This window comes from Aminobacter sp. P4_D5 (assembly GCF_056401815.1).
Window position 1 is genome coordinate 1 of record NZ_JBFUIP010000070.1, and the last position, 19381, is coordinate 19381.

The 19381-nt window shown below is 63.6% G+C and carries 18 protein-coding genes and 1 pseudogene; 11 read left to right on the forward strand and 8 right to left on the reverse strand.

The window, feature by feature from the left end:
- The 4 genes and pseudogenes from AC1DWF_RS16530 to AC1DWF_RS16545 all read right to left on the reverse strand — a co-directional run.
- Positions 1–154: pseudogene (locus AC1DWF_RS16530) on the reverse strand (carbohydrate ABC transporter permease); the annotation flags it as partial.
- Positions 155–161: 7 nt separating this feature from the next.
- Positions 162–1103 (reverse strand): carbohydrate ABC transporter permease, encoded by a 942-nt coding sequence (locus AC1DWF_RS16535; RefSeq protein WP_476841840.1) that lies wholly within the window; start codon positions 1101–1103, stop codon positions 162–164.
- 219 nt (positions 1104–1322) lie between these two features.
- Complete coding sequence (locus AC1DWF_RS16540; RefSeq protein ID WP_476783254.1) at positions 1323–2582, reverse strand: ABC transporter substrate-binding protein; 1260 nt, start codon at positions 2580–2582, stop codon at positions 1323–1325.
- A 33-nt stretch (positions 2583–2615) separates the two neighbouring features.
- Positions 2616–3530, reverse strand: coding sequence for an N-acetylmuramic acid 6-phosphate etherase (locus tag AC1DWF_RS16545; RefSeq protein ID WP_476788268.1), 915 nt, complete (start codon positions 3528–3530; stop codon positions 2616–2618).
- A 197-nt stretch (positions 3531–3727) separates the two neighbouring features.
- Between AC1DWF_RS16545 and AC1DWF_RS16550 the strand changes: the two genes are divergently transcribed.
- Genes AC1DWF_RS16550 through nagA form a run of 4 tightly spaced genes read left to right on the forward strand, consistent with a single transcriptional unit; the run spans position 3728 to position 7572 of the window.
- Entirely contained in the window at positions 3728–4609 is an 882-nt protein-coding gene (locus AC1DWF_RS16550; protein WP_476783256.1) for a glucosamine kinase nucleotide-binding domain-containing protein, read from the forward strand.
- Complete coding sequence (locus AC1DWF_RS16555) at positions 4602–5390, forward strand: GntR family transcriptional regulator (protein WP_476783257.1); 789 nt, start codon at positions 4602–4604, stop codon at positions 5388–5390. Before AC1DWF_RS16550 ends, AC1DWF_RS16555 begins: the two co-directional genes overlap by 8 nt.
- Before the next feature lie 14 nt (positions 5391–5404).
- Positions 5405–6418 (forward strand): SIS domain-containing protein, encoded by a 1014-nt coding sequence (locus AC1DWF_RS16560; protein ID WP_476783260.1) that lies wholly within the window; start codon positions 5405–5407, stop codon positions 6416–6418.
- Positions 6415–7572 carry an N-acetylglucosamine-6-phosphate deacetylase gene (nagA, locus tag AC1DWF_RS16565; protein WP_476841841.1) on the forward strand — a complete coding sequence of 386 codons (1158 nt, stop codon included), beginning with the start codon at positions 6415–6417 and terminating at the stop codon, positions 7570–7572. Before AC1DWF_RS16560 ends, nagA begins: the two co-directional genes overlap by 4 nt.
- Positions 7573–7759: 187 nt before the next feature.
- Here the strand turns inward: nagA and rpe are convergent, their stop codons facing one another.
- Complete coding sequence (rpe, locus tag AC1DWF_RS16570) at positions 7760–8434, reverse strand: ribulose-phosphate 3-epimerase (protein ID WP_476783259.1); 675 nt, start codon at positions 8432–8434, stop codon at positions 7760–7762.
- Between the two features lie 138 nt (positions 8435–8572).
- Complete coding sequence (locus AC1DWF_RS16575) at positions 8573–9412, reverse strand: DMT family transporter (protein ID WP_476804390.1); 840 nt, start codon at positions 9410–9412, stop codon at positions 8573–8575.
- A gap of 218 nt (positions 9413–9630) precedes the next feature.
- Between AC1DWF_RS16575 and AC1DWF_RS16580 the strand changes: the two genes are divergently transcribed.
- The 7 genes from AC1DWF_RS16580 (at position 9631) to AC1DWF_RS16610 (ending at position 17585) form a co-directional block, all read left to right on the forward strand.
- On the forward strand, positions 9631–10656 hold the full coding sequence (locus AC1DWF_RS16580; RefSeq protein ID WP_476781699.1) for a substrate-binding domain-containing protein: 1026 nt from the start codon (positions 9631–9633) through the stop codon (positions 10654–10656).
- Between the two features lie 75 nt (positions 10657–10731).
- Positions 10732–12237 carry a sugar ABC transporter ATP-binding protein gene (locus AC1DWF_RS16585; protein ID WP_476781700.1) on the forward strand — a complete coding sequence of 502 codons (1506 nt, stop codon included), beginning with the start codon at positions 10732–10734 and terminating at the stop codon, positions 12235–12237.
- Positions 12237–13220: an ABC transporter permease gene (locus AC1DWF_RS16590; protein WP_476781701.1), complete on the forward strand. Its 984-nt coding sequence runs from the start codon at positions 12237–12239 to the stop codon at positions 13218–13220. The genes AC1DWF_RS16585 and AC1DWF_RS16590 overlap by 1 nt, the downstream gene beginning before the upstream one ends.
- Positions 13217–14209 carry an ABC transporter permease gene (locus AC1DWF_RS16595; RefSeq protein ID WP_476841842.1) on the forward strand — a complete coding sequence of 331 codons (993 nt, stop codon included), beginning with the start codon at positions 13217–13219 and terminating at the stop codon, positions 14207–14209. Before AC1DWF_RS16590 ends, AC1DWF_RS16595 begins: the two co-directional genes overlap by 4 nt.
- Positions 14206–15219 carry a LacI family DNA-binding transcriptional regulator gene (locus AC1DWF_RS16600; RefSeq protein ID WP_476781703.1) on the forward strand — a complete coding sequence of 338 codons (1014 nt, stop codon included), beginning with the start codon at positions 14206–14208 and terminating at the stop codon, positions 15217–15219. The genes AC1DWF_RS16595 and AC1DWF_RS16600 overlap by 4 nt, the downstream gene beginning before the upstream one ends.
- 29 nt (positions 15220–15248) lie before the next feature.
- Positions 15249–16493 carry a Gfo/Idh/MocA family protein gene (locus AC1DWF_RS16605; protein WP_476841843.1) on the forward strand — a complete coding sequence of 415 codons (1245 nt, stop codon included), beginning with the start codon at positions 15249–15251 and terminating at the stop codon, positions 16491–16493.
- Positions 16494–16712: 219 nt separating this feature from the next.
- Positions 16713–17585, forward strand: a complete 873-nt coding sequence (locus tag AC1DWF_RS16610; RefSeq protein WP_476781705.1) for a DUF2189 domain-containing protein — start codon at positions 16713–16715, stop codon at positions 17583–17585.
- A gap of 8 nt (positions 17586–17593) precedes the next feature.
- On the opposite strand, the gene AC1DWF_RS16615 is transcribed toward AC1DWF_RS16610, so the two are convergent.
- Together AC1DWF_RS16615 and AC1DWF_RS16620 are read right to left on the reverse strand one after the other, a co-directional pair.
- Positions 17594–18886, reverse strand: a complete 1293-nt coding sequence (locus tag AC1DWF_RS16615; protein ID WP_476841844.1) for an RNA polymerase sigma factor — start codon at positions 18884–18886, stop codon at positions 17594–17596.
- Positions 18883–19257 carry a YciI family protein gene (locus tag AC1DWF_RS16620; RefSeq protein WP_476781707.1) on the reverse strand — a complete coding sequence of 125 codons (375 nt, stop codon included), beginning with the start codon at positions 19255–19257 and terminating at the stop codon, positions 18883–18885. Before AC1DWF_RS16620 ends, AC1DWF_RS16615 begins: the two co-directional genes overlap by 4 nt.
- Positions 19258–19381 lie beyond the last annotated feature (124 nt).

A 19381-nucleotide genomic window follows, 5' to 3' on the forward strand; every position in this document is an offset into this window, starting at 1 on the left:
GTCGCAAAGACAAGGGCGAACGGAAGATGGCGTTGCGCGACTTGAACGAGTTGACGACGATGACCAGCACCGGAAACAGCGCGATGACMGTGTAGGTCAGCAGCACCGCATGTGCGCCGATGCTGCGTGGCAGGGATGTGGCAGCCTTGCTCATGACGCCCTCAGAACTGGTAGCGGCGCAGCCGCCGCTGGATAAGGAACAGATAGAGGCACACGCCGGCGAGGATGATGAAGAACATCATCGAGGCGATGGTGGCGCCCATGTTGGGGTCGCCGATCTGCAGCTGGAAGCCGAAGAAGGTGCGGTAGAGGAACGTGCCCAGGATGTCGGTGGCGTAATTGGGACCGGCGAGCGCGCCTTGCGCCGAATAGATCAGGTCGAAGGCGTTGAAGTTGCCGACGAAGGTGAGGATAGAGATGATGCCGATGGAGGGCAGGATCAGCGGCAGCTTGATCTTCCAGAACTGGGAAAAGCCGGTGACGCCGTCGCATTCGGCCGCTTCGATGACCTCTTCGGGGATCGACAGCATGGCGGCGTAGATCAGCATCATCGGGATGCCGACGAACTGCCACACCGAGATCAGGCCGAGCGTGGTCAGCGCGTATTCTTCCTTGCCGAGCCACGGCACGAACAGGCTCTTGAGACCGACGAGGTCGAGCAGGTTCGGCGCCACGCCCCACAGCGGGCTCAGGATCAGCTTCCAGGCGAAACCGACGATGACGAAGGACAGGATCGTCGGGATGAAGATCGCCGTACGGTAAAAGGCGGAAAAGCGCAGCTTGGGGCTCGACAGCAGCGCTGCGAGCATGACGCCGATCGGGTTCTGCACCAGCATGTGGATGATGAAGAACCAGGTGTTGTTGCCAAGCGCGTTCCAGAATGATGCCGCCCAGCGCGGATCGCCAAACAGCGTGCGGAAATTGTCGAAGCCGGTGAACACCTGGGCGTTGTCGATGTTGYGGAATAGCGACAGCTGCAAGGTGCCGAACAGCGGCAGGATCATCACCGCGGTGTAGACCAGGAGTGCCGGCGCCAGGAAAACGGCGATGTGCCAGCGCGTCGGTCTCTTGTCTTGGCTATGCTCTAGGCTTTGCTCCGACATCTCAAATTCCCTGGCCCGGCCCGTTTTCGACCGTTGATCATGACTGCGAGGATGGACCCCTGCGGCGCTTCCCGCCAGATGGCTATCGGAAGCAGGAGCGCATCTTTGTACGCTATCGTTCAACCCCTCATTTCGATTCCGCGAGGTTCGAAATCGTCAAGGGACGGAGAGCGCCACCAAGGCGGCGCCCTCCTGAGCGAGCATCAAGCCCGCCGCATCTTACTTAGCCGGCTTGAACCAGCTGTCGAGGCCCTTCTGCAGCTCGGCAGCAGCGGCTTCCGGGGTCTCGGTGCCGTTGATGACGTTGGCCGACTTGACCCAGGTCTCGTTTTCGAGATTCGGCGTGCCGCGCGACAGAACCTGATAGGTCGAGCGGATCGTCGGCTTGCACTTCTCGCGCCAGGAAACGAACTCCTGAGCCATCGGGTCTTCCATCTTCACGGCAGCCGAGTTCAGGCTGAAGAAGCCCGGCAGCGCGTTGGCATAGATGGTCGCGAATTCTGGCGAAGCCACCCAGGTCAGGAAGGTCTTGGCGGCATCGGCGTTCGCGCTCTTGGCGTTGAGGCCAATGCCGATGTCGTTATGGTCGGAGATGTAGCAGGTGTCGCCAGCCTTCTGGACCGGCGGCGGGAAGGCACCCATCTTGAACTGAGCCTGGGTGTTGAAGGTCGAAATCTCCCACGAGCCGGCCGGGTAGATGGCGGCGCGGCCGAGCGTGAAGAGGTTCTGGCTGTCCGGATAGGTCTGGGCTTCGAAGCCGTCGCCGAGATAAGGYTTCCACTTGGCGAGCGTCGCAAAAGGCGCAACCCAGTCGGCATCGGTCAGCTTCTGCTCGCCCTTGATGAGCGCCAGACGGCCTTCTTCGCCCTTCCAGTAGTTCGGGCCGATGTTCTGGTAGCCCATGGTCGCGGCTTCCCAGAGATCCTTGGTGCCCATGGCCATGGGGATGAAGGTGCCGTCGGCCTTGATCTTGTCGAGGGCGGCGAAGAACTCTTCTTCGGTCGCCGGCACGGCGATGCCGAGCTTTTCGAAGGCGTCCTTGTTGTAGATGAAGCCGTGGATGACGGACGCCATCGGCACGCAGAAGCTCGCCTTGCCATCGTCGGTCTGCCAGGCGGACTTGGCGACGTCGGAGAAGTTCTCCATGCCAGCAAGGCTGGTCAGATCGGCAAGCTGGCCCTTCTTGTAGAGCTCGAGCGAGGCGTCGAACGGACGGCAGGTGATCAGATCACCAGCCGAGCCGGCGTCGAGCTTGGCGTTGAGCGAGGCGTTGTATTCGGTCGGAGCCGTGGGCGAGAACACGACTTTGATGCCGGGGTTCTTGGCTTCGAACGCCGGGATCAACTTTTCCTGCCAGATGGCGAGGTCGTCATTGCGCCAGCTCTCGATGGTGAGCGTCTTGTCCTGGGCGAGCGCGATCCCGGCGGAGCCGAGAATGCTGGACGCCATCAGAAGTCCAGTAAGCAACCTGTGTTTCATTTCCATTCTCCCTGTTTACGTTCTCTCGGGCCTCTACTGATGAGAGCCTCTGCTCCCCTCGAGCTTCGACAGTGCGGACCTCAGTTTCTGGTCCGCCCCATCCAGAAGTTGGTTTGCCGCCTCGGGGCTTGCCGCCCCTGAGGCCAGAAGGATTGCCACTTTCACCGAGCCCCCGCTCTTTTCGAGCAGGCTTTTCGCGGTGGCAGCATCACTGCCGGCAATGACTGAGACGATGCGCGCTGCGCGCTCGTGCAGCTTCAGATTGTCGGCGTGGAGATTGACCATATAGCCGTCATGGACATGGCCGAGATGGATCGCGGCAAGCGTCGACATCATGTTGAGGGCGACCTTCTGCGCGGTGCCGGCACCCATACGGGTCGAGCCGGCAACGACTTCCGGCGGCGTCGCCAGCAGCACGGAAATCTCGGCGAGACCAAACATCGGCGCGCCGGAATTGTTGGCAAAGGCAATCGTTGCGGCACCGCGGCGCTTGGCCTCTTCAAGAGCACCCATCGCATAGGGCGTCGAGCCGCTGGCGGAAATGGCAATCAGGCAGTCGCCGGCATCTAGACCGGTCGCAGCGACATCGCGAGCGGCCTGGTCGGCATCGTCTTCCGGCCCACCGGCCAGATTGACCAGCGCCTCGGTGCCGCCGGCCAGCAGGATGAACACGCGCTCGCGCGGGATGCCAAAAGTTCCGGGAAGCTCAAGCGCGTCAGCCAGCGCCATCAGGCCGGAACTGCCCGCAGCGGCATAGACAAGGCGGCCACCGCCAGCGAGGCAGGCAGCGACTTTTGCGGCGGCTTGAGCGATTTCGGGGATGGCGGCATGGACAGCGCGGGCAGCTTCGACCTGGGCATCCGCAAGCAGGCGGAGAACGGAATCGGGTGCCTGGGCATCAATGCCCCCGGCATCTTTGTGCACCGCTTCTGTACGCCTTGGCGCCATTCTGTCTCTCCCTTTCGCCGACAATACCAAAAAAATACCACTTGTCCAGCGGCGTTAACAAATTCCTTTGCTGCAACGCAAGGCAGATCGAAAAATCTATACAATTCAATCAAATGGGGATTCTGGTCCGGCTGCCGGAATTTAAAGCTTGGCTATTGGTATTTTATTGGTATTATCGGCGGCGAGGAGAAAACGCCGTGGATCTTGTGCTCGGGATAGATGGTGGCGGCACCGGCTGCCGGGCCGCACTGGCCACTGCAACCGGCGACAATTTGGGTCGCGGGCGTGGCGGACCGGCCAATATCCGCACCGACCTCGCTGGCGCTTGTGACAACATCGTCGAAGCTGCCCGCCTGGCATTCATCGATGCCGGCCTTGACCCCGCATTTATCGCTTCGACCGACGCCGTGCTCGGCCTCGCCGGCGCCAATGTCGGCGACTACAAGCAGCGGCTCGAAGCCATGCTGCCGTTCCGAAACAGCTCTGTTGAAAACGACTCGCTCATCTCGCTCGAAGGCGCGCTCGGCGCGCATGATGGCGCCATCGCGGCACTTGGAACCGGCACCGTCTATCTGGCACGCCAGCAAGGACAGTTGCGCCCCATAGGTGGCTGGGGCTTCCAGATCGGCGATCTCGGCAGCGGCGCGCGCATCGGGCGCGAGCTGCTGCAGGAAACACTGCTCGTCTACGACAAGATCCATGCCGGTTCGGCGTTGACCGACATCATGCTTGAGCGTTTCAACGGCAATCCAAGCGACATCGTCGAATTCACCACCGCAGCCAAGCCTGCCGATTATGGCGGGTTCGCGCCGATGGTGTTCGAACACGCATCGAAAGGCGATGCCGTCGGTCAGCGGCTGGTCGAGCGCGCGGTTTCCGACGTCGAGGAAACGCTCGCCGTCTTCGACCTGTCGCCGACGCAGAGGCTTTGCCTGCTCGGTGGGCTAGCCGGCCTCTATGCGCCGCTGCTTTCAAAACGCTACCGCACGATCATGCATCCGCCACTGCAAGATGCACTTGGCGGCGCGGTACAGATGGCGGTCCGGAAATTCGGCAAAGCGGGAGGCGGCCATGGATGATGCCGCCGAACGCATTTTTGCCGCCCTGCGCGACGTCACCCAAAGTGGCGCCCCACTCTATCTCCAGCTCAAGAAAAACATCGAAGAGGCAGTCAAGCGCGGGCTGATCGGCCCCGGCGACGCCCTGCCCTCGGAACGCGATATCGCCGCCCAGGCCGACATTTCACGCGTCACCGTGCGCAAGGCGGTGCAGGATCTGGTCAAGTCGGGCGTGCTGGTGCAGCGCCATGGCTCGGGCACGTTCGTTGCGCCGCGCATGGAGCGCGTGGAGCAGTCGCTTTCGCGCCTGACCTCGTTCACCGAAGACATGGCCCGGCGCGGCATGGCGGCCCGCTCGCAATGGCTCGAGCGCGGCGTCTACCCGCCCTCGCCCGACGAGATGATGGTGCTTGGGCTGTCGGCCAGCGAGCTGGTGTCACGGTTGAGCCGCCTGCGCATTGCCGACGAAACGCCGCTGGCGATCGAGCGCGCGGCCATTTCCGCTTCGGTGCTTGCCGACCCTCGTGAAGTGACATCTTCGCTCTATATGGCACTGGGCAAGACTGGCCACCGGCCGGTGCGTGCCGTACAGCGCATCTCGGCAGTCAATCTCGGCGAAGCCGAGGCCAAGCTGCTATTGGTGCCGGCGGGCTCGGCCTGCCTGCAGATCGAGCGCATCTCATACCTTGCCAGCGGCAAGGTGATCGAGTTCACCAAGTCGATCTATCGTGGCGACGCCTATGATTTCGTCGCCGAACTAAGGCTACCCGGCCCGGATGGGCAAGAAGGAGACATCGCTTGAACGCGACAACGCATATGCGGCGCGAAATCGCCGAAATCCCCGAAGCCACAGCGCGCCTGCTCGAAGGTTCCGCTAAGGAACTTGCCGAAACCGGCCAGCACCTCAAGCGCGCAGCTCCGCGCTTCATCACCACCGTGGCACGCGGTTCGTCCGACCACGCGGCCTCCTTCCTCAAATACGCCATCGAGCTGACCGCCGGGCTTCCCGTCGCGTCCATCGGCCCGTCGATCTCGTCGATTTACGGCGCCAAGCTCAAGCTTGCCGATTCCGCGTGCATCGCCATTTCGCAGTCGGGCAAAAGCCCCGACATCGTCGCCATGGCCGAAGGCGCGCGCGCCGGCGGCGCGCTGACGATCGCCTTGACCAACACTGCCGGTTCGCCGCTGGCAGTCGCATCCGACCACGCCATCGACATCCTCGCAGGGACCGAAAAGAGCGTGGCCGCGACCAAGACCTTCGTCAACTCGGCGGTCGCCGGGCTTGCCGTGCTTGGCCACTGGACCGGCGACGACAAGCTGCTCGCCGCACTCAAGGCACTGCCTGACTATTTCGCCAAGGCGGTCGAATGCGACTGGATGAGCATCGCCGATGCGCTCACCGACGACACCAACTCGCTGTTCATCCTCGGCCGTGGTCCCTCGTTTGCCATCGCCAACGAGGCGGCACTGAAGTTCAAGGAAACCTGCGCCATGCACGCGGAATCCTACAGTGCAGCCGAAGTGATGCACGGCCCGCTGGCGCTGGTGCGGCCGGGCTTCCCGGTGCTGGCCCTTGCCGCCCGCGATGCCTCCGAGCCCTCGATATCAGAAGCCGCCGACGGGCTAGCCGCGCGCGGTGCCGCCATCCACATCACCTCGGCATTGGCCAAGAAGGCGCATATTCTGCCGCATGTCGCGACCGGCCACCCGCTGACCGATCCGCTGATGCTGATCGCTTCGTTCTATGGCTTCGTCGAGGCTTTTGCCCGCCATCGCGGCCTCGACCCCGATAGCCCGCCTAACCTCAGGAAAGTGACCGAAACGATATGACCAATCGTTTTGCCATAGGTGCGGCACGCATCTTCGACGGAGAGGCGTGGCATGAAGATGCCGCGCTCATCGTCACCGAGGGGCTGGTCGAGAGCATCGTCAAGCGCGATGCCGTGCCGGCTGGCATTGCGGTTACGGACGGCGGCGGCATTGTTGCCCCCGGCTTCATCGACCYTCAGGTCAATGGCGGCGGTGGGCTGATGCTCAACGACAAGCCCGATGTCGACACGCTCGATATCATCTGCAAGGCGCAGATGCCGTTCGGCACCACCGCAGTGCTGCCGACGCTGATCACCGACACCCGCGAGATCACGCGCGCGACGATCGCGGCAGGTGCAGATGCGGCAAAGAGCAAGGTCCCGGGTTTCCTCGGGCTGCATCTCGAAGGGCCGCATTTGTCGCTCGCCCGCAAGGGCGCGCATGATCCCAAGCTGATCCACCCGATGGACGAGGCGGAGCAGGCGGCCCTGATCGCCGCGTGCTCGACGATGCCGGTACTTTTGACCACTGTGGCGACGGAATCCGTCACCCCGGCTCAGGTCAAGGCGCTCGCCGACGCCGGTATCGTGGTCAGCCTCGGCCACACCGACACGAACTACCGCACGGCAAAGCAATATGCCGAGGCGGGTGCCACGATGGCGACGCATCTGTTCAACGCAATGAGCCAGATCGGCAATCGCGAACCCGGCCTTGCCGGTGCCGCGGTCGATATCGGGACGTTCTCGGCCGGCCTGATCGCCGACGGCATCCATGTCGACCCGGCAACGATGGCGATCGCGCTGCGCGCCAAGAACGGCCCGGCGCGCATCTTCCTGGTCACCGATGCCATGGCAACGATCGGCACCGACATGAAGTCGTTTGTGCTGAACGGACGCACCATCAAGCGCGAGAATGGCCGCCTGACACTGGAAGACGGCACGCTTGCGGGTGCTGATCTCGACATGATCTCGGCGGTGCGCTTCATGCACGAAAAGATCGGCATGGAGCTCGGCGAAGCACTGCGCATGGCCTCGCTCTATCCGGCCGAAGCTGTCGGCCAGGACAAGCATCTCGGCCGCCTGCTCAAGGGCTTTGCCGCCAATATTGTCCAGCTCAGCGACACGCTCGACGTGTCGGGCGTTTGGATCGACGGCAACAGGGTGTTTGCGGCTTAGGTTCGAGAACGAGGTCGGCCAGCCCGCTTAGCGGCCTGCTGACCTTGCCACGTCGGCACTGCCCCTCACCCGCCTGCCGGCACCTTCTCCCCGTAATGACGGGGAGAATGACGAAGCTCCAACGCCGACGCCCCCTCTCCCCGTTCTTCACGGGGAGAGGGTAAGGGTGAGGGGCAAATCTTCAAACTCAGATAGCGGCCTTGTCCGCGGCAGCCCTAATCGCTTCGATATTCGCCGCATAGGCCGAAGGCCCGCCCTTGAACACGGCATTGCCGGCGACCAGCACGTTGGCGCCGGCGGCGGTGACCAGCGGCGCGGTCTCGGGCGTCACGCCGCCGTCGATCTCGATGTCGATCGGGCGATTGCCGATCATCGCCTTGACCCGCTTGACCTTGTCGATGACAGCCGGAATGAAGGCTTGGCCGCCAAAGCCCGGATTGACGGTCATCAAAAGCACGAGGTCGAGCCGGTCGAGCACATATTCGATCACCGATTCAGGTGTCGATGGATTGAGCGACACGCCGGCCTTCTTGCCCAGGTTCCGGATGGTCTGCAGCGAGCGGTCGAGATGCGGGCCGGCCTCGGCATGGACAGTGATGATGTCGCAACCGGCGTCGGCGAATGCCGCAAGATAAGGGTCGGCGGGCGTGATCATCAGATGGCAATCGAACACCTTGTCGGTGCGGTTGCGGATCGCCTTAATGACGGGCGGGCCGAAGGTGATGTTGGGAACGAAGTGCCCGTCCATGACGTCGAGATGGATCCAGTCGGCGCCAGCGGCGACGATGGCCTCGACCTCATCGCCGAGTTTGGAGAAGTCCGACGACAGCACCGACGGGGCGATCAGGGTTTTGTTGCTCACGTTCAGGCCTTTTTGAAAGCGCGATGTTGGCGCTTGCCTAATATCCGGCGGCGTCAATGTCGAGACGCAAGCGCCCGGACGAGGGCCTTTGCCCGGCAAAAAGACCCGTCCAGCGCGCCGATGCGAGTGGTTGCGACGTCAATTCGGCCTGCGCGAGATTATCGCGAGCCCGACCCCGCAAAGAATGCAGAGGCTGGAAAACACCAGTCGGGAGGACAACGCCTCGCCCAGCAAGGCGGTCGCACCGGTCGCCGCGATAACCGGGACAGTCAGTTGCACGACAGCGGCCTGTGTCGTCGAAAGTCCGGGCAGAGCGCGATACCACACGGCATAGCCCAGGCCCGAAGCGAGGACGCCGGAGACGGTCGCCAGGCCAACGCCAAGGGGCGTGATGCGATCCGCAAACATCGGCAAAAGCACCAGCGGCAGGCAGATCAGCGCCGAGCGAACGAAATTGCCCGCCGTGTCGCCAAGCGGGCTCGCCGATCCGCGGCCGCGCAAGGAATAGACACCCCAGGCAATGCCCGAAACCACCATCAGGATGCTGCCGTAGAGATCAGGCGCATTGAGACCGGGTACGAGGAGATAGACGAATGCGGCGAACGCCACTGCCAGCCCGGTCAATTCAAGACCTGTCGGCCGGTTGCGCCTGAAGATACCCCACGAAATCATGGTTCCCTGAACCGAAGCGAAGAGTATCAGCGCGCCCGTCGCTGCCCCAAGCCGAAGATAGGCGAGCGAGAAAGCCAAGGCATAGGAAAACAAGGCCAGGCCCGAAGGCCAGTTGCCGGGAAGTGCACGAAACGCACCGCGCCCACGCTGCCAGTAGATCAGCAGCATCAGAGCTACGGCGCCCGAGATCAGGCGAACGGCCGTGTAGGCCGCCGCATCGATCGTCGCCCCATCCAACGCCGCGCGTGCCAGCAGCGAATTCGCGGCGAAGGCGAGCATCGCCAGGACGGTCAGCAATATGGTCAAGCTGGAACCTCCGCAGGCGGACGATGCAACTTTGCTTGTTCCCAGGCTGGTACCGTCCTGGAACGATGTCTCCAACATATCACGCGCCAGCAGTCGTGGATCCGCGTTGACGGCACGGAGACGTAAATCGAGTCGAAAACCTCGAAAAATGCCGATTGAAATCGATTACATTTTCTGACTATCATCTGATGCAGCAGTTTTTGCATCGGGAGGAATTCATGAAGAAATTTGCAGCATTTGCCTTAACCACCGTCGCGGCATTGGCCGTATCGGCGTTCTCGACCCAAGCGGCCGACTTCAAGATCGGCCTGTCGAATGGCTGGGTCGGCTCGGAGTGGCGCACGCAGATGATCGAACAGGCGCAGGCCGCGGCCGCCGCTTGGAAGGACAAGGGCGTCAATGTCGAAGTCGTTGTGCAGAGCGCCAATGTCGACGTGCCCGGCCAGATCGCGCATGTCCGCAACTTCATCAGCGAGGGCGTCAACGCCATCATCATCAATCCGAACAGCCCCACCGCGTTCGATCCGGTCTTCGCCCAGGCCAAGGAAGCCGGCATCCTGGTGATCTCGACCGACGCCGAAGTGTCGTCGCCCGACGCCACCTATGTCGGCATCGACCAGAAGGCATGGGGCGCGGCGGGCGCCAAGTGGCTGGCCGAGACGCTCGGCGGCAAGGGCAACGTGGTAGCCATCAACGGCGTAGCCGGCCACCCGGCCAACGAGATGCGCGTCGCCGGCTACAAGGAAGTGTTCGGCCAGTACCCGGACATCAAGATCGTCAATGAAGTCAACGCCAACTGGGATCAGGCCCAGGGCCAGCAGGCGATGCAGAACCTGCTCGCCACCAACCCCGACATCAATGGCGTGTGGGTGCAGGACGGCATGGCGGCAGGCGCCTGGAAGTCGATCATCGATGCCAAGAAGCAGTCGTCGATCGCCGCCACGGGCGAGATCCGCAAGGACTTCATCGACCTTTGGGTCAAGGACAAGCTGAACTCCGGCGCTTCGGTGAACCCGCCCGGCGTCATGGCCTCGGCACTCAACGTCGCCGTGCTGATGCTGCAGGGCAAAGAACTGAAGGAGCCGGCAACGGCTGGCCAGTACAAGAACGCCATGTACCTGCCGATCCCGTTCATCGACTCCAAGAACGTTGAGCAGGTCGCCAAGGATCTGGAAGGCAAGCCGGGCTACTTCTCCTACACCAGCCAGCTTTCCATCGAAGACGCCGAGAAGCTCTTCAAGTAAGCTTCCTCCCAAGCCGGGGGTGCCTGCCGAGCAGGCGGCGCCCCCGGACCGACCTTGTCCAGGGAAGCCACCACCATGTCTAAAATTGAGCTCCGTAGCGTAAGCAAAGCTTACGGCGCCACCCTTGCCTTACGCCGCGGCGACCTTTCGATCGACGCCGGCGAGGTGCATGTGCTGATCGGCTCGAACGGTTCGGGCAAGAGCACGCTGTGCAAGGTCCTCGCGGGCAGCGTCCGGCCGGATGGCGGCGAGATATTGATCGACGGCAAGCCCGTCACCATCACCGGGCCACGCTCGGCGCGCGACCACGGCATCGGCATCTTCTACCAGGAACTCAGCCTGGCGGCTCACCGCACGGTGGCGGAAAACATCTGCCTTCCGGACCTGCCCACCACCCGCGCGGGCTTTGTCGATCGCGCTGCGCTGGAGGCCCGCGCCGCACGCTATATCGCCTTGTTCGACACCGTCTCCGGTGACGGCTTTGCTGCCGAAACCGCCGTCGAGAACCTGCGCGCCGACCAGCGCCAGCTGGTCGAGATCATGAAGGCGCTGGCAACCGAGGCACCCGTCATCATCTTCGACGAACCGACCTCCGCACTAGATCGCGCCCAGGTCGACCGCTTCTTCGAAATCCTGCGCGAGCTGAAGATACAAGGCCGCAGCATCATCTTCATCTCGCACCGCATGGACGAGATCTTCGCCATAGGCGACCGAGTCACCGTCATCCGCGACGGCGAGACAGTGGGCACCGAAAAGATCACTGAGACCAATCCCGCAGCGGTGATCCGCATGATGGTCGGCGGCCAGGACGAACTCGCCGCCGGCAACAGTGCGCCGCCCGCTGCCGTTGCCGCCGGGCGGCCGAACGTTCTGGCGATCAAGGGACTTTCCGGCAAGGGCTTCGCCAATGTCAGCTTCGAGGTCGCCAAGGGCGAAATCCTCGGCTTCGGCGGGCTGCACGGCCAAGGCCAGTCGGCAGTGCTGCGCGCCATCTTCGGCGTCAATCCAGTCGCCTCGGGCGAAATCGTGCTCAACGGCGCGCCGTTTGCGGCCAAGAACCCGCGCGAAGCAATCCGGCGCGGCTGCGCCTATGTCTCGGGCGACCGAGGCCGCGACGGCGTCATTTCGGGCCGGCCGATCCTCGAGAACGTCACGCCGATCCACTATCTCAGGCAGAAACTTTTCCTCGCACGACCGTCTGCGCTCGCCGAACGCGTCAAGCCGGCGCTCGAGGCGCTGCACACCAAGTTTGGCGGGCTCAGCCATCCGATCAATTCGCTGTCGGGCGGCAACCAGCAGAAGATCGTCATTGCGCGCTGGCTGATCGACCGTCCCGACGTGCTTTTGCTCGACGACCCGACCAAGGGCATCGACCTCTCAGCCAAGGCGGACCTGTTTTCACTGATCCGCAAGCTCGCCGCAGAGGGGCTGGGCATCGTGCTCTATTCCTCCGAAGACGCCGAGCTGCTCAACAACGCCGACCGTATCCTCGTCTTCAATGGCGGTTCGGTGCGGCGCGAACTCACCGGCGCRGATCGCACGCGCTATAATCTCTACCAGGCAGCTTACGAGGCCGCGTGATGACAACCGCGACCATTTCCCAAAAGCCAGGCGGGCTGAAACGGCTCGTCGAGCGCTATCCCTTCCTGCCGGCGCTGCTGATCGCGCTTGTCCTGCTCGCGCTCAACGGTCTCTACCAGCCGCGCAGCGTGAGTTTCATCGGCATCACCGGACTGGTGAAGACCTATCTGGCGCTGATGCTCCTGGCGGTTGCCCAGACCTATGTCGTCTATGCCGGCGACATCGACCTGTCGGTCGGCGCCATCGTGTCGCTGGTCAATGTCGTCATCGTCGTGATGATGGAAAGGATGGGCGGCAGCGGTTTTTCCCTTGTCGCCGCCCTGTGTGTCGGCCTGCTCACCGGCCTTGCCTGCGGCATCGTCAACGGCATCGTGGTCGCGGCACTTAGGCTGCAGGCGATCGTCGCAACTTTTGCCACCAGCATCTTCTTCACCGGCTTGGCACTCTACGTCATGCCGGTCGCCGGCACGCCGGCACCCGCCGCATTCTGGCGCACCTATGGCGGACGTTTCTTCGAAATCCCGTTTGTCTTCTACGCAGCGGTGCTGCTTGCAATCGTGCTCTATCTGCTCGCCCGCACCCGGCTGTCGACGCAATTGCTGGCGGTCGGCGATGACGCGCAAGCCGCGTTCCAGAGCGGTCTGCCCGTCACCAGAATCCGCATCCAGGGCTATGCGCTGTGCGGCCTGTTTGCAGCGCTCGCCGCCTTTTGCATCACCGGCGATACGGCCAGCGGCGACCCGCTGGTCGGCGGCAAGATGACCCTGTTTTCGGTGGCAGCGGTGGTGCTCGGCGGCAGCGCGCTGTCGGGCGGCTTCGGCACCGTCGTCGGCTCGATCATCGGCGCCTTGATCATCGGCCTCATCAACTCGCTCGTCTTCTTCGTCGGCACGCCGTCGGAATGGCAGAACCTGGTCCAGGGCCTCGCCATACTGGTGGCACTGATGGCGGGCGTTCTCGTCGGCCGGAGGGCACGCGCATGACCGCCACAACACAGACGCCTTCGGCACCCACGCCCTCGTCCGTTCTGACCTTCCTCAAGCAGCCGCTGGTGGTGGCGCTGATCCTGATCGCGGCACTGCTGCTGCTCGGCGAAGCACTGTCGCCCGGCTTTGCCTCGGGCCAGCAGATCCTCAGGCTTTTGATCGTCGCAGCCCTGCTCGGCATCGTCGCCGCCGGCCAGAATCTGGTGATCCTCGGCGGACGCGAGGGCATCGACCTGTCGGTAGGCGGGGTGATCTCGCTCAGCGCCATCATCGCCGGCAATGTCATGAACGGCGCCGACAGCGCCATCCTGCCGGCGGTGCTCGCCTGCATGGCGGCGGGTGCCCTGATCGGCCTGTTCAACGGCCTGGGCGTTACGCTGCTGCGCATTCCGCCGCTGGTGATGACGCTCGGCATGCTCGGCGTGCTGCAAGGGCTTCTTGTCGTCGTGCGCAACGRCATTCCGTCGGGGTTTGCCGCGCCCGGCCTGTCGCGCTTCGTCACCCAGCCCTTCCTGCTCGGCCTGCCCGGCATCATCTGGCTGTGGGTGGCGATCGGGCTGCTGATGGCCTTCATGCTTGGCCGCACCGTCTACGGCCACCGCATCTACGCCATCGGCTCGAACGAGCATGCGGCCCACATGGCCGGCGTGCCGGTCAGGCGCATGCGCATTTCGCTGTTCATGCTCTCGGGCGTATTCGCGTCCCTCACCGGCATCTGCCTGCTTGGCTATTCGGGCTCGTCCTTCGCCAATGTCGGCGAACAATACATGCTGGCCTCGATCATCGCCGTGGTCTTCGGCGGCACGCCGCTGTCGGGCGGCAAGGGCGGCTACACCGGCACCATGGCGGGTGCCGTGCTGCTGGTCATCCTGCAGGGCATCCTGACCACCGTGCATATCGACGAATCCGGACGGCAGATGGTGTTCGGCGCCACGCTTCTGCTGCTGATGCTGTTTTATGGCCGCGGACGGGCGATGCGCGGATGAACGACCGTCCCAAGATCAAGGACATTGCCGAGCGGCTGGGCGTTTCCGCGGCCACCGTTTCGCGCGCGCTCTCCGACAGCGGACTGGTGGCCGAGCCGACGCTGAGCCGCATCCGCGATCTGGCTCGCGAGATGAACTACCGTCCCAATGTCAGCGCACGAAACCTGCGCACGCAAAAGGCGATGGCGGTGCTGATGGTGGTGCGCGACGTCGGCAACCCGTTCTATCTGGAAATCCTGAAAGGCGTCGAAGCCACCGCGCGCGCCGCCGGCTACTCCGTGCTCATGGGCAATACCGAAAACGATTCCGACCGCGAGGTCGAATATTTCGACATGCTGCGCGACGGCCATGCCGATGGCATGATCCTGATGACGGGCAAGCTGCCTGAGCGCGAGGGCTTTCTTGCCTCGGTCGCTGACGCCCCCATCGTTGTGGCGCTCGAGGCGATCGAGAACGCCGGCTTTCCACATGTGCTGATCGACAATGAAGGGGCCGCGCAAAACGCCGTCGAGCATCTGATCGGCCTCGGCCACAAGCGCATCGCCCATATCTCCGGCCCAGTGCCGGAGATCATGAGCATCTATCGCCGCGACGGCTATCGCAAGGCGATGGCAGCTAGCGGCCTGCCGATCCCCCAAGGCTATGAGCCGGTCGGCGACTATCTGCTGCACACCGGCCAGCGCCTGTGCCAGGGCCTGTTCGAGCTGCCGCAGCCGCCCACGGCGATCTTCGTTGCCAATGACGAGATGGCTTTCGGTGTCATCCACCAGTTGCGCAAGCTCGGGCTCGACATACCCGGCGACGTGTCGGTGGTCGGCTTCGACGACCTGTTCCTCAGCGAGGCCTTTTATCCGCCGCTGACCACTGTCAGCCAGCCGCGCACCGAGATCGGCAGGGCGGCCATGACCATGCTGCTCGACATGCTGACGGGCGGACCCACGCCGCGCAAGTCGGCAATGCTGCCGACAACGCTGAAGATACGCGGCACCACCGCGCCAGCGCCGAAGTGATTTCAGATATTAGGAATGAGGGACCTCACATGACCGGATTGCCCAAACAGCGGCTGCGCGTCGGCTTCGTCGGAAGCGGCTTCATCGCGGAATTCCACCTCAAGGGCATGCTCGGCGTGCGCAATGTCGACGTCACCGGCGTGTTCAGCCGCAAGGCCGAAAACCGCGCGCGTTTCGCCAACCGCGTCACTGAGCTCGGCCTCGGCGAATGCACCAGCCACGACAGCCTGGAGTCGCTCGTCAATGCCGACAATGTCGACGCGATCTGGATCCTTTCGCCCAACTACACCCGCCTCGACGTGATGCGCACGCTKCATGCCGAGGTGAAGGCCGGGCGCAGCAAGGTCTTCGCCGTTGCCTGCGAAAAGCCGCTTGCCCGCACCATCGCCGAAGCGCGCGAGATGCTGCGACTGGCCGAAGACGCCGGCCTCAACCACGGCTATCTCGAAAACCAGGTGTTCTGCACCCCGGTCATCCGTGGCAAGGACATCATCTGGCGCCGTGCCGCCTCGGCCACCGGCCGGCCCTATCTGGCACGCGCGGCGGAGGAGCATTCGGGCCCGCACGAGCCGTGGTTCTGGCAGGGCGACAAGCAGGGCGGCGGCGTTTTGTCAGACATGATGTGCCACAGCGTCGAGGTCGCCCGCCACCTGCTGACCAAGCCGGGCGCTGCGCGCAAGTCGCTTACCGTCAAGCAGGTCAGCGGCACTGTCGCCAACCTCAAATGGACGCGCCCCAACTATGCCGACCAGCTCCGCAAGCGCTTCGGCAACGATGTCGACTACCGCAACCGCCCGTCGGAGGATTTCGCCCGCGGCACCATCCTGCTCGAGGACGAGGAAGGCAACGAACTGGTCATCGAGGCGACGACCTCATGGGCCTATGTCGGGGCTGGCCTGCGCATCCAGCTCGAACTGCTCGGGCCCGAATATGCGATGGAGTTCAACTCCCTCAACACCGGGCTCAAGATCTTCATGTCGCGTGAGGTTAAGGGCGAGGAGGGTGAGGATCTGGTCGAAAAGCAGAACGCCGAACAGGGCCTGATGCCGGTGCTGGAAGACGAGGCCGGCGTCTATGGCTACACCGACGAGAACCGCCACATGGTCGAGTGCTTCCGCAAGGGCGAGACGCMGATGGAGACCTTCCATGACGGTCTCGCAGTGGTCGAGATCCTGATGGGGCTCTACCGCTCGGCGGAAATCGCCGGTTCGGTCATCTTCCCGGCGCCGGAGCTCGAAAACTATGTCCCGGTGGTCGCCCGCACGGGCGCCTGACCGGACCATCCGACGGCCGGATCATGGAGCGCCACTCCGGTCCGCTGGCAACGGGCAAGGCCACTGCGTCCGGTGACCTTGCCTGAGCCCCCGAGACACGTTCGGCAGGGTCGTCAAATCACGCGAAACACGTTATGATTTGCCAAGGTGAAGGTCGCGGTTTGGCGTGACCACTCATGCCAAGCGCGAGCCGCGACCCACCCCAACGGAGGAGTGGTCATGGCAAGTTTCCATGTGTACGCAGGCGCCACCAATACGATCGAGCATCCCGCGATCCGACGCATAACGGTCGCGGATGTGTTTGACGCGCTGCGACGTGGCTTCGACGACTTTTGGGACAAGCCTTCGCATTACGTTTTCCTGTGCCTGATCTACCCGGTCGTTGGGGTGTTCCTGATCACATGGACTTCGGGCGGCAACGCCCTGCAGCTCATTTTCCCGCTGATGTCCGGCTTTGCCTTGCTCGGCCCCTTCTTCGGCATAGGCCTGTACGAGATCAGCCGAAGGCGCGAGCAAAACCTCGACACGTCCTGGAAGCATGCCTTCGATGTCAGGCATTCGCCGGCCATTCCTGCAATGCTGGTCATCGGCATCATGCTGCTCGCGCTTTTCGTTGCATGGCTCCTGGTCGCGCAGATGCTCTACACGTCGCTTTACGGGGCGGACGCCCCGCAGTCGATGGCATCGTTCTTCGGCGATCTCTTCACCACCCAGCGCGGCTGGACGCTGGTTATCCTGGGCAATCTCATCGGATTCCTGTTTGCCCTGACAGTGCTCTGCACCACTGTCGTCGCCCTTCCACTGCTGCTCGACTGCGATGTCGGTGCCTATGCCGCGATCGAGACCTCGGTACGGGCGGTGATGAGCAATCCGGTGCCGATGCTGCTGTGGGGCCTGATCGTCGCGGTCGCGCTGCTGATCGGGTCAGTGCCGTTCCTGGCGGGCCTCGCCATAGTCATCCCGGTGCTCGGTCACGCGACGTGGCACCTCTATCGCAAGGTCGTGGAAGTCCCGGCCGACAAGAAGACGCCCTTGCCACCGTCTCCCGACAAAGGGGAGGATGGACACTTCCCGTATTGGCTTCGCGGGTAGTCGCGCCGCTATTGGAGCTGACGGCTTGTCGCCTTGGCGTTCGCCTTCACCGATGTCGGTGAAGGCGCCGAAAGCCGGTCGAGATGCATGCGGATATGAGCGGCCTCGGCTGCGGTGTTGGCAAGGGCAATCGCCCGGTCAAAAGCTTCGCGCGCCTCTTCGGTGCGGCCAAGCTGCATCAACAGCCCGCCCTTGACGCCGAAGAAATGGAAATAGCCCGCAAGCTTGGGCGCCAGCGGCTCGATCAGCTTGAGCGCCGCCTCCGGCCCGCGCAGCTTGGCGAAGGCAACGGCCCTGTTAAGCGTGACGACCGGCGAAGGCGTCATCGATTCCAGCACCGAGTAGAGCAGGTCGATTTCGGCCCAGTCGGTATCTTCGGGACGGGCGGCGCGGGCATGAAGGGCAGCGATCGCCGCCTGGATCTGGTAAGGCCCCGAGCGGCGATGGCGCATCGCCTTGTCGATCAGCGCCAGGCCTTCGTCGATCAGCGACCGGTTCCATAACGTGCGGTCCTGGTCCTCCATCAGCACCAATTCGCCTTCGGAATTGAAGCGCGCGGCGGCGCGTGCGTGCTGGAGCAGCAGAAGCGCTGTCAGCCCCATCACTTCAGGCTCGGTCTGGAACAGGCGCAGCAACAGCCGCGCCAGCCTGATCGCCTCTTCGCACAAGGGCGCGCGGTTGGCGATTTCGGTGGCACCCGCAGAATAGCCCTCGTTGAAGACGAGATACACCATCGCCAGCACGGCGGCGACCCGCTCGGAGCGCTCGACCGGACCGGGCGCCTCGAACGGCACGTCGGCATTGGCGATGCGCGCCTTGGCGCGGGTGATGCGCTGTTCCATTGCGCTTTCGCCGACGAGAAAGGCGCGCGCGATCTGCTTGACCGACAGCCCCGAGACGATGCGCAGCGCAAGCGCCACCTGCTGGGTCGCCGGCAAGTCGGGATGGCAGCAGATGAACAGCAGGCGCAGGATATCGTCGCGGTAGTGCTGGCCGTCGAGACGCTCGGCGATACCGGCCTCGACGTCCTCGAGGTCGGAAACCAACTCTTCGGCCGGCAGCGGCGCCTGCTTGCTGCGGCGCCTTGCGGCATCGATGCCGGAATTGCGGCCGACAAAGATCAACCAGGCGGCCGGATCACGCGGCGGTCCCTTTTCGGGCCAGGTGCGCAGCGCGCGCAGGCAGGCCTCCTGGAACGCCTCTTCCGCGGTATCGAGATCGCGGAAGTAGCGCAGCAGGGCCGCCACGGCCTGGKGCCTGGCGGAGGAAAGGGCCGTGTTGATCCAGGCCGGGTCGGTCATCTTGCCTCTTTTCCGGGGAAAAACGCGCCGATCGGGCGCAATTCATATGAACCGCCGCCGGGATTGGCTTCCGCCAGCTCCTTGGCAACGTCGACGGCATCGTCGAGCGTGTCGCAGTCGACGACGTAGAAACCGAGGAACTGTTCCTTGGTCTCGGCGAAGGGCCCGTCAATGATCAACGGCTCGTCCTTGGCCTTGCGCAAGGTGGTGGCGGCCGTCGTCGGCATCAGCCGCGCCACGGGGCCGAGCCGGCCCTGGTCGCGCAGCTTGCCTGTGACCACCTGAAGGCGCGCCATCACCTCGTCGTCCTGTTCCTTGGACCAGGCGCAGACGACGTCTTCGTTGTTGTAGCAAAGGATGGCGTAGAGCATCTATTCAGTTCCTTCATGACTAGGACGCGCCAGTATGCGCAATTCCGACATGGCGTCGGCAATTTTTTTGCCGTCATCAAGGACCCGGCACTTCGGCCATCGTGACGGCTTGTACAAAACCAGG

Bases quoted from the DNA above. Each gene is read 5' to 3' on its own strand.
- AC1DWF_RS16545 (WP_476788268.1), bottom strand. From the start codon at position 3,530: ATGGCGCCAAGGCGTACAGAAGCGGTGCACAAAGATGCCGGGGGCATT.
- AC1DWF_RS16555 (WP_476783257.1), top strand. From the start codon at position 4,602: ATGGATGATGCCGCCGAACGCATTTTTGCCGCCCTGCGCGACGTCACC.
- AC1DWF_RS16560 (WP_476783260.1), top strand. From the start codon at position 5,405: ATGCGGCGCGAAATCGCCGAAATCCCCGAAGCCACAGCGCGCCTGCTC.
- AC1DWF_RS16580 (WP_476781699.1), top strand. From the start codon at position 9,631: ATGAAGAAATTTGCAGCATTTGCCTTAACCACCGTCGCGGCATTGGCC.
- AC1DWF_RS16590 (WP_476781701.1), top strand. From the start codon at position 12,237: ATGACAACCGCGACCATTTCCCAAAAGCCAGGCGGGCTGAAACGGCTC.
- AC1DWF_RS16600 (WP_476781703.1), top strand. From the start codon at position 14,206: ATGAACGACCGTCCCAAGATCAAGGACATTGCCGAGCGGCTGGGCGTT.
- AC1DWF_RS16610 (WP_476781705.1), top strand. From the start codon at position 16,713: ATGGCAAGTTTCCATGTGTACGCAGGCGCCACCAATACGATCGAGCAT.
- AC1DWF_RS16620 (WP_476781707.1), bottom strand. From the start codon at position 19,257: ATGCTCTACGCCATCCTTTGCTACAACAACGAAGACGTCGTCTGCGCC.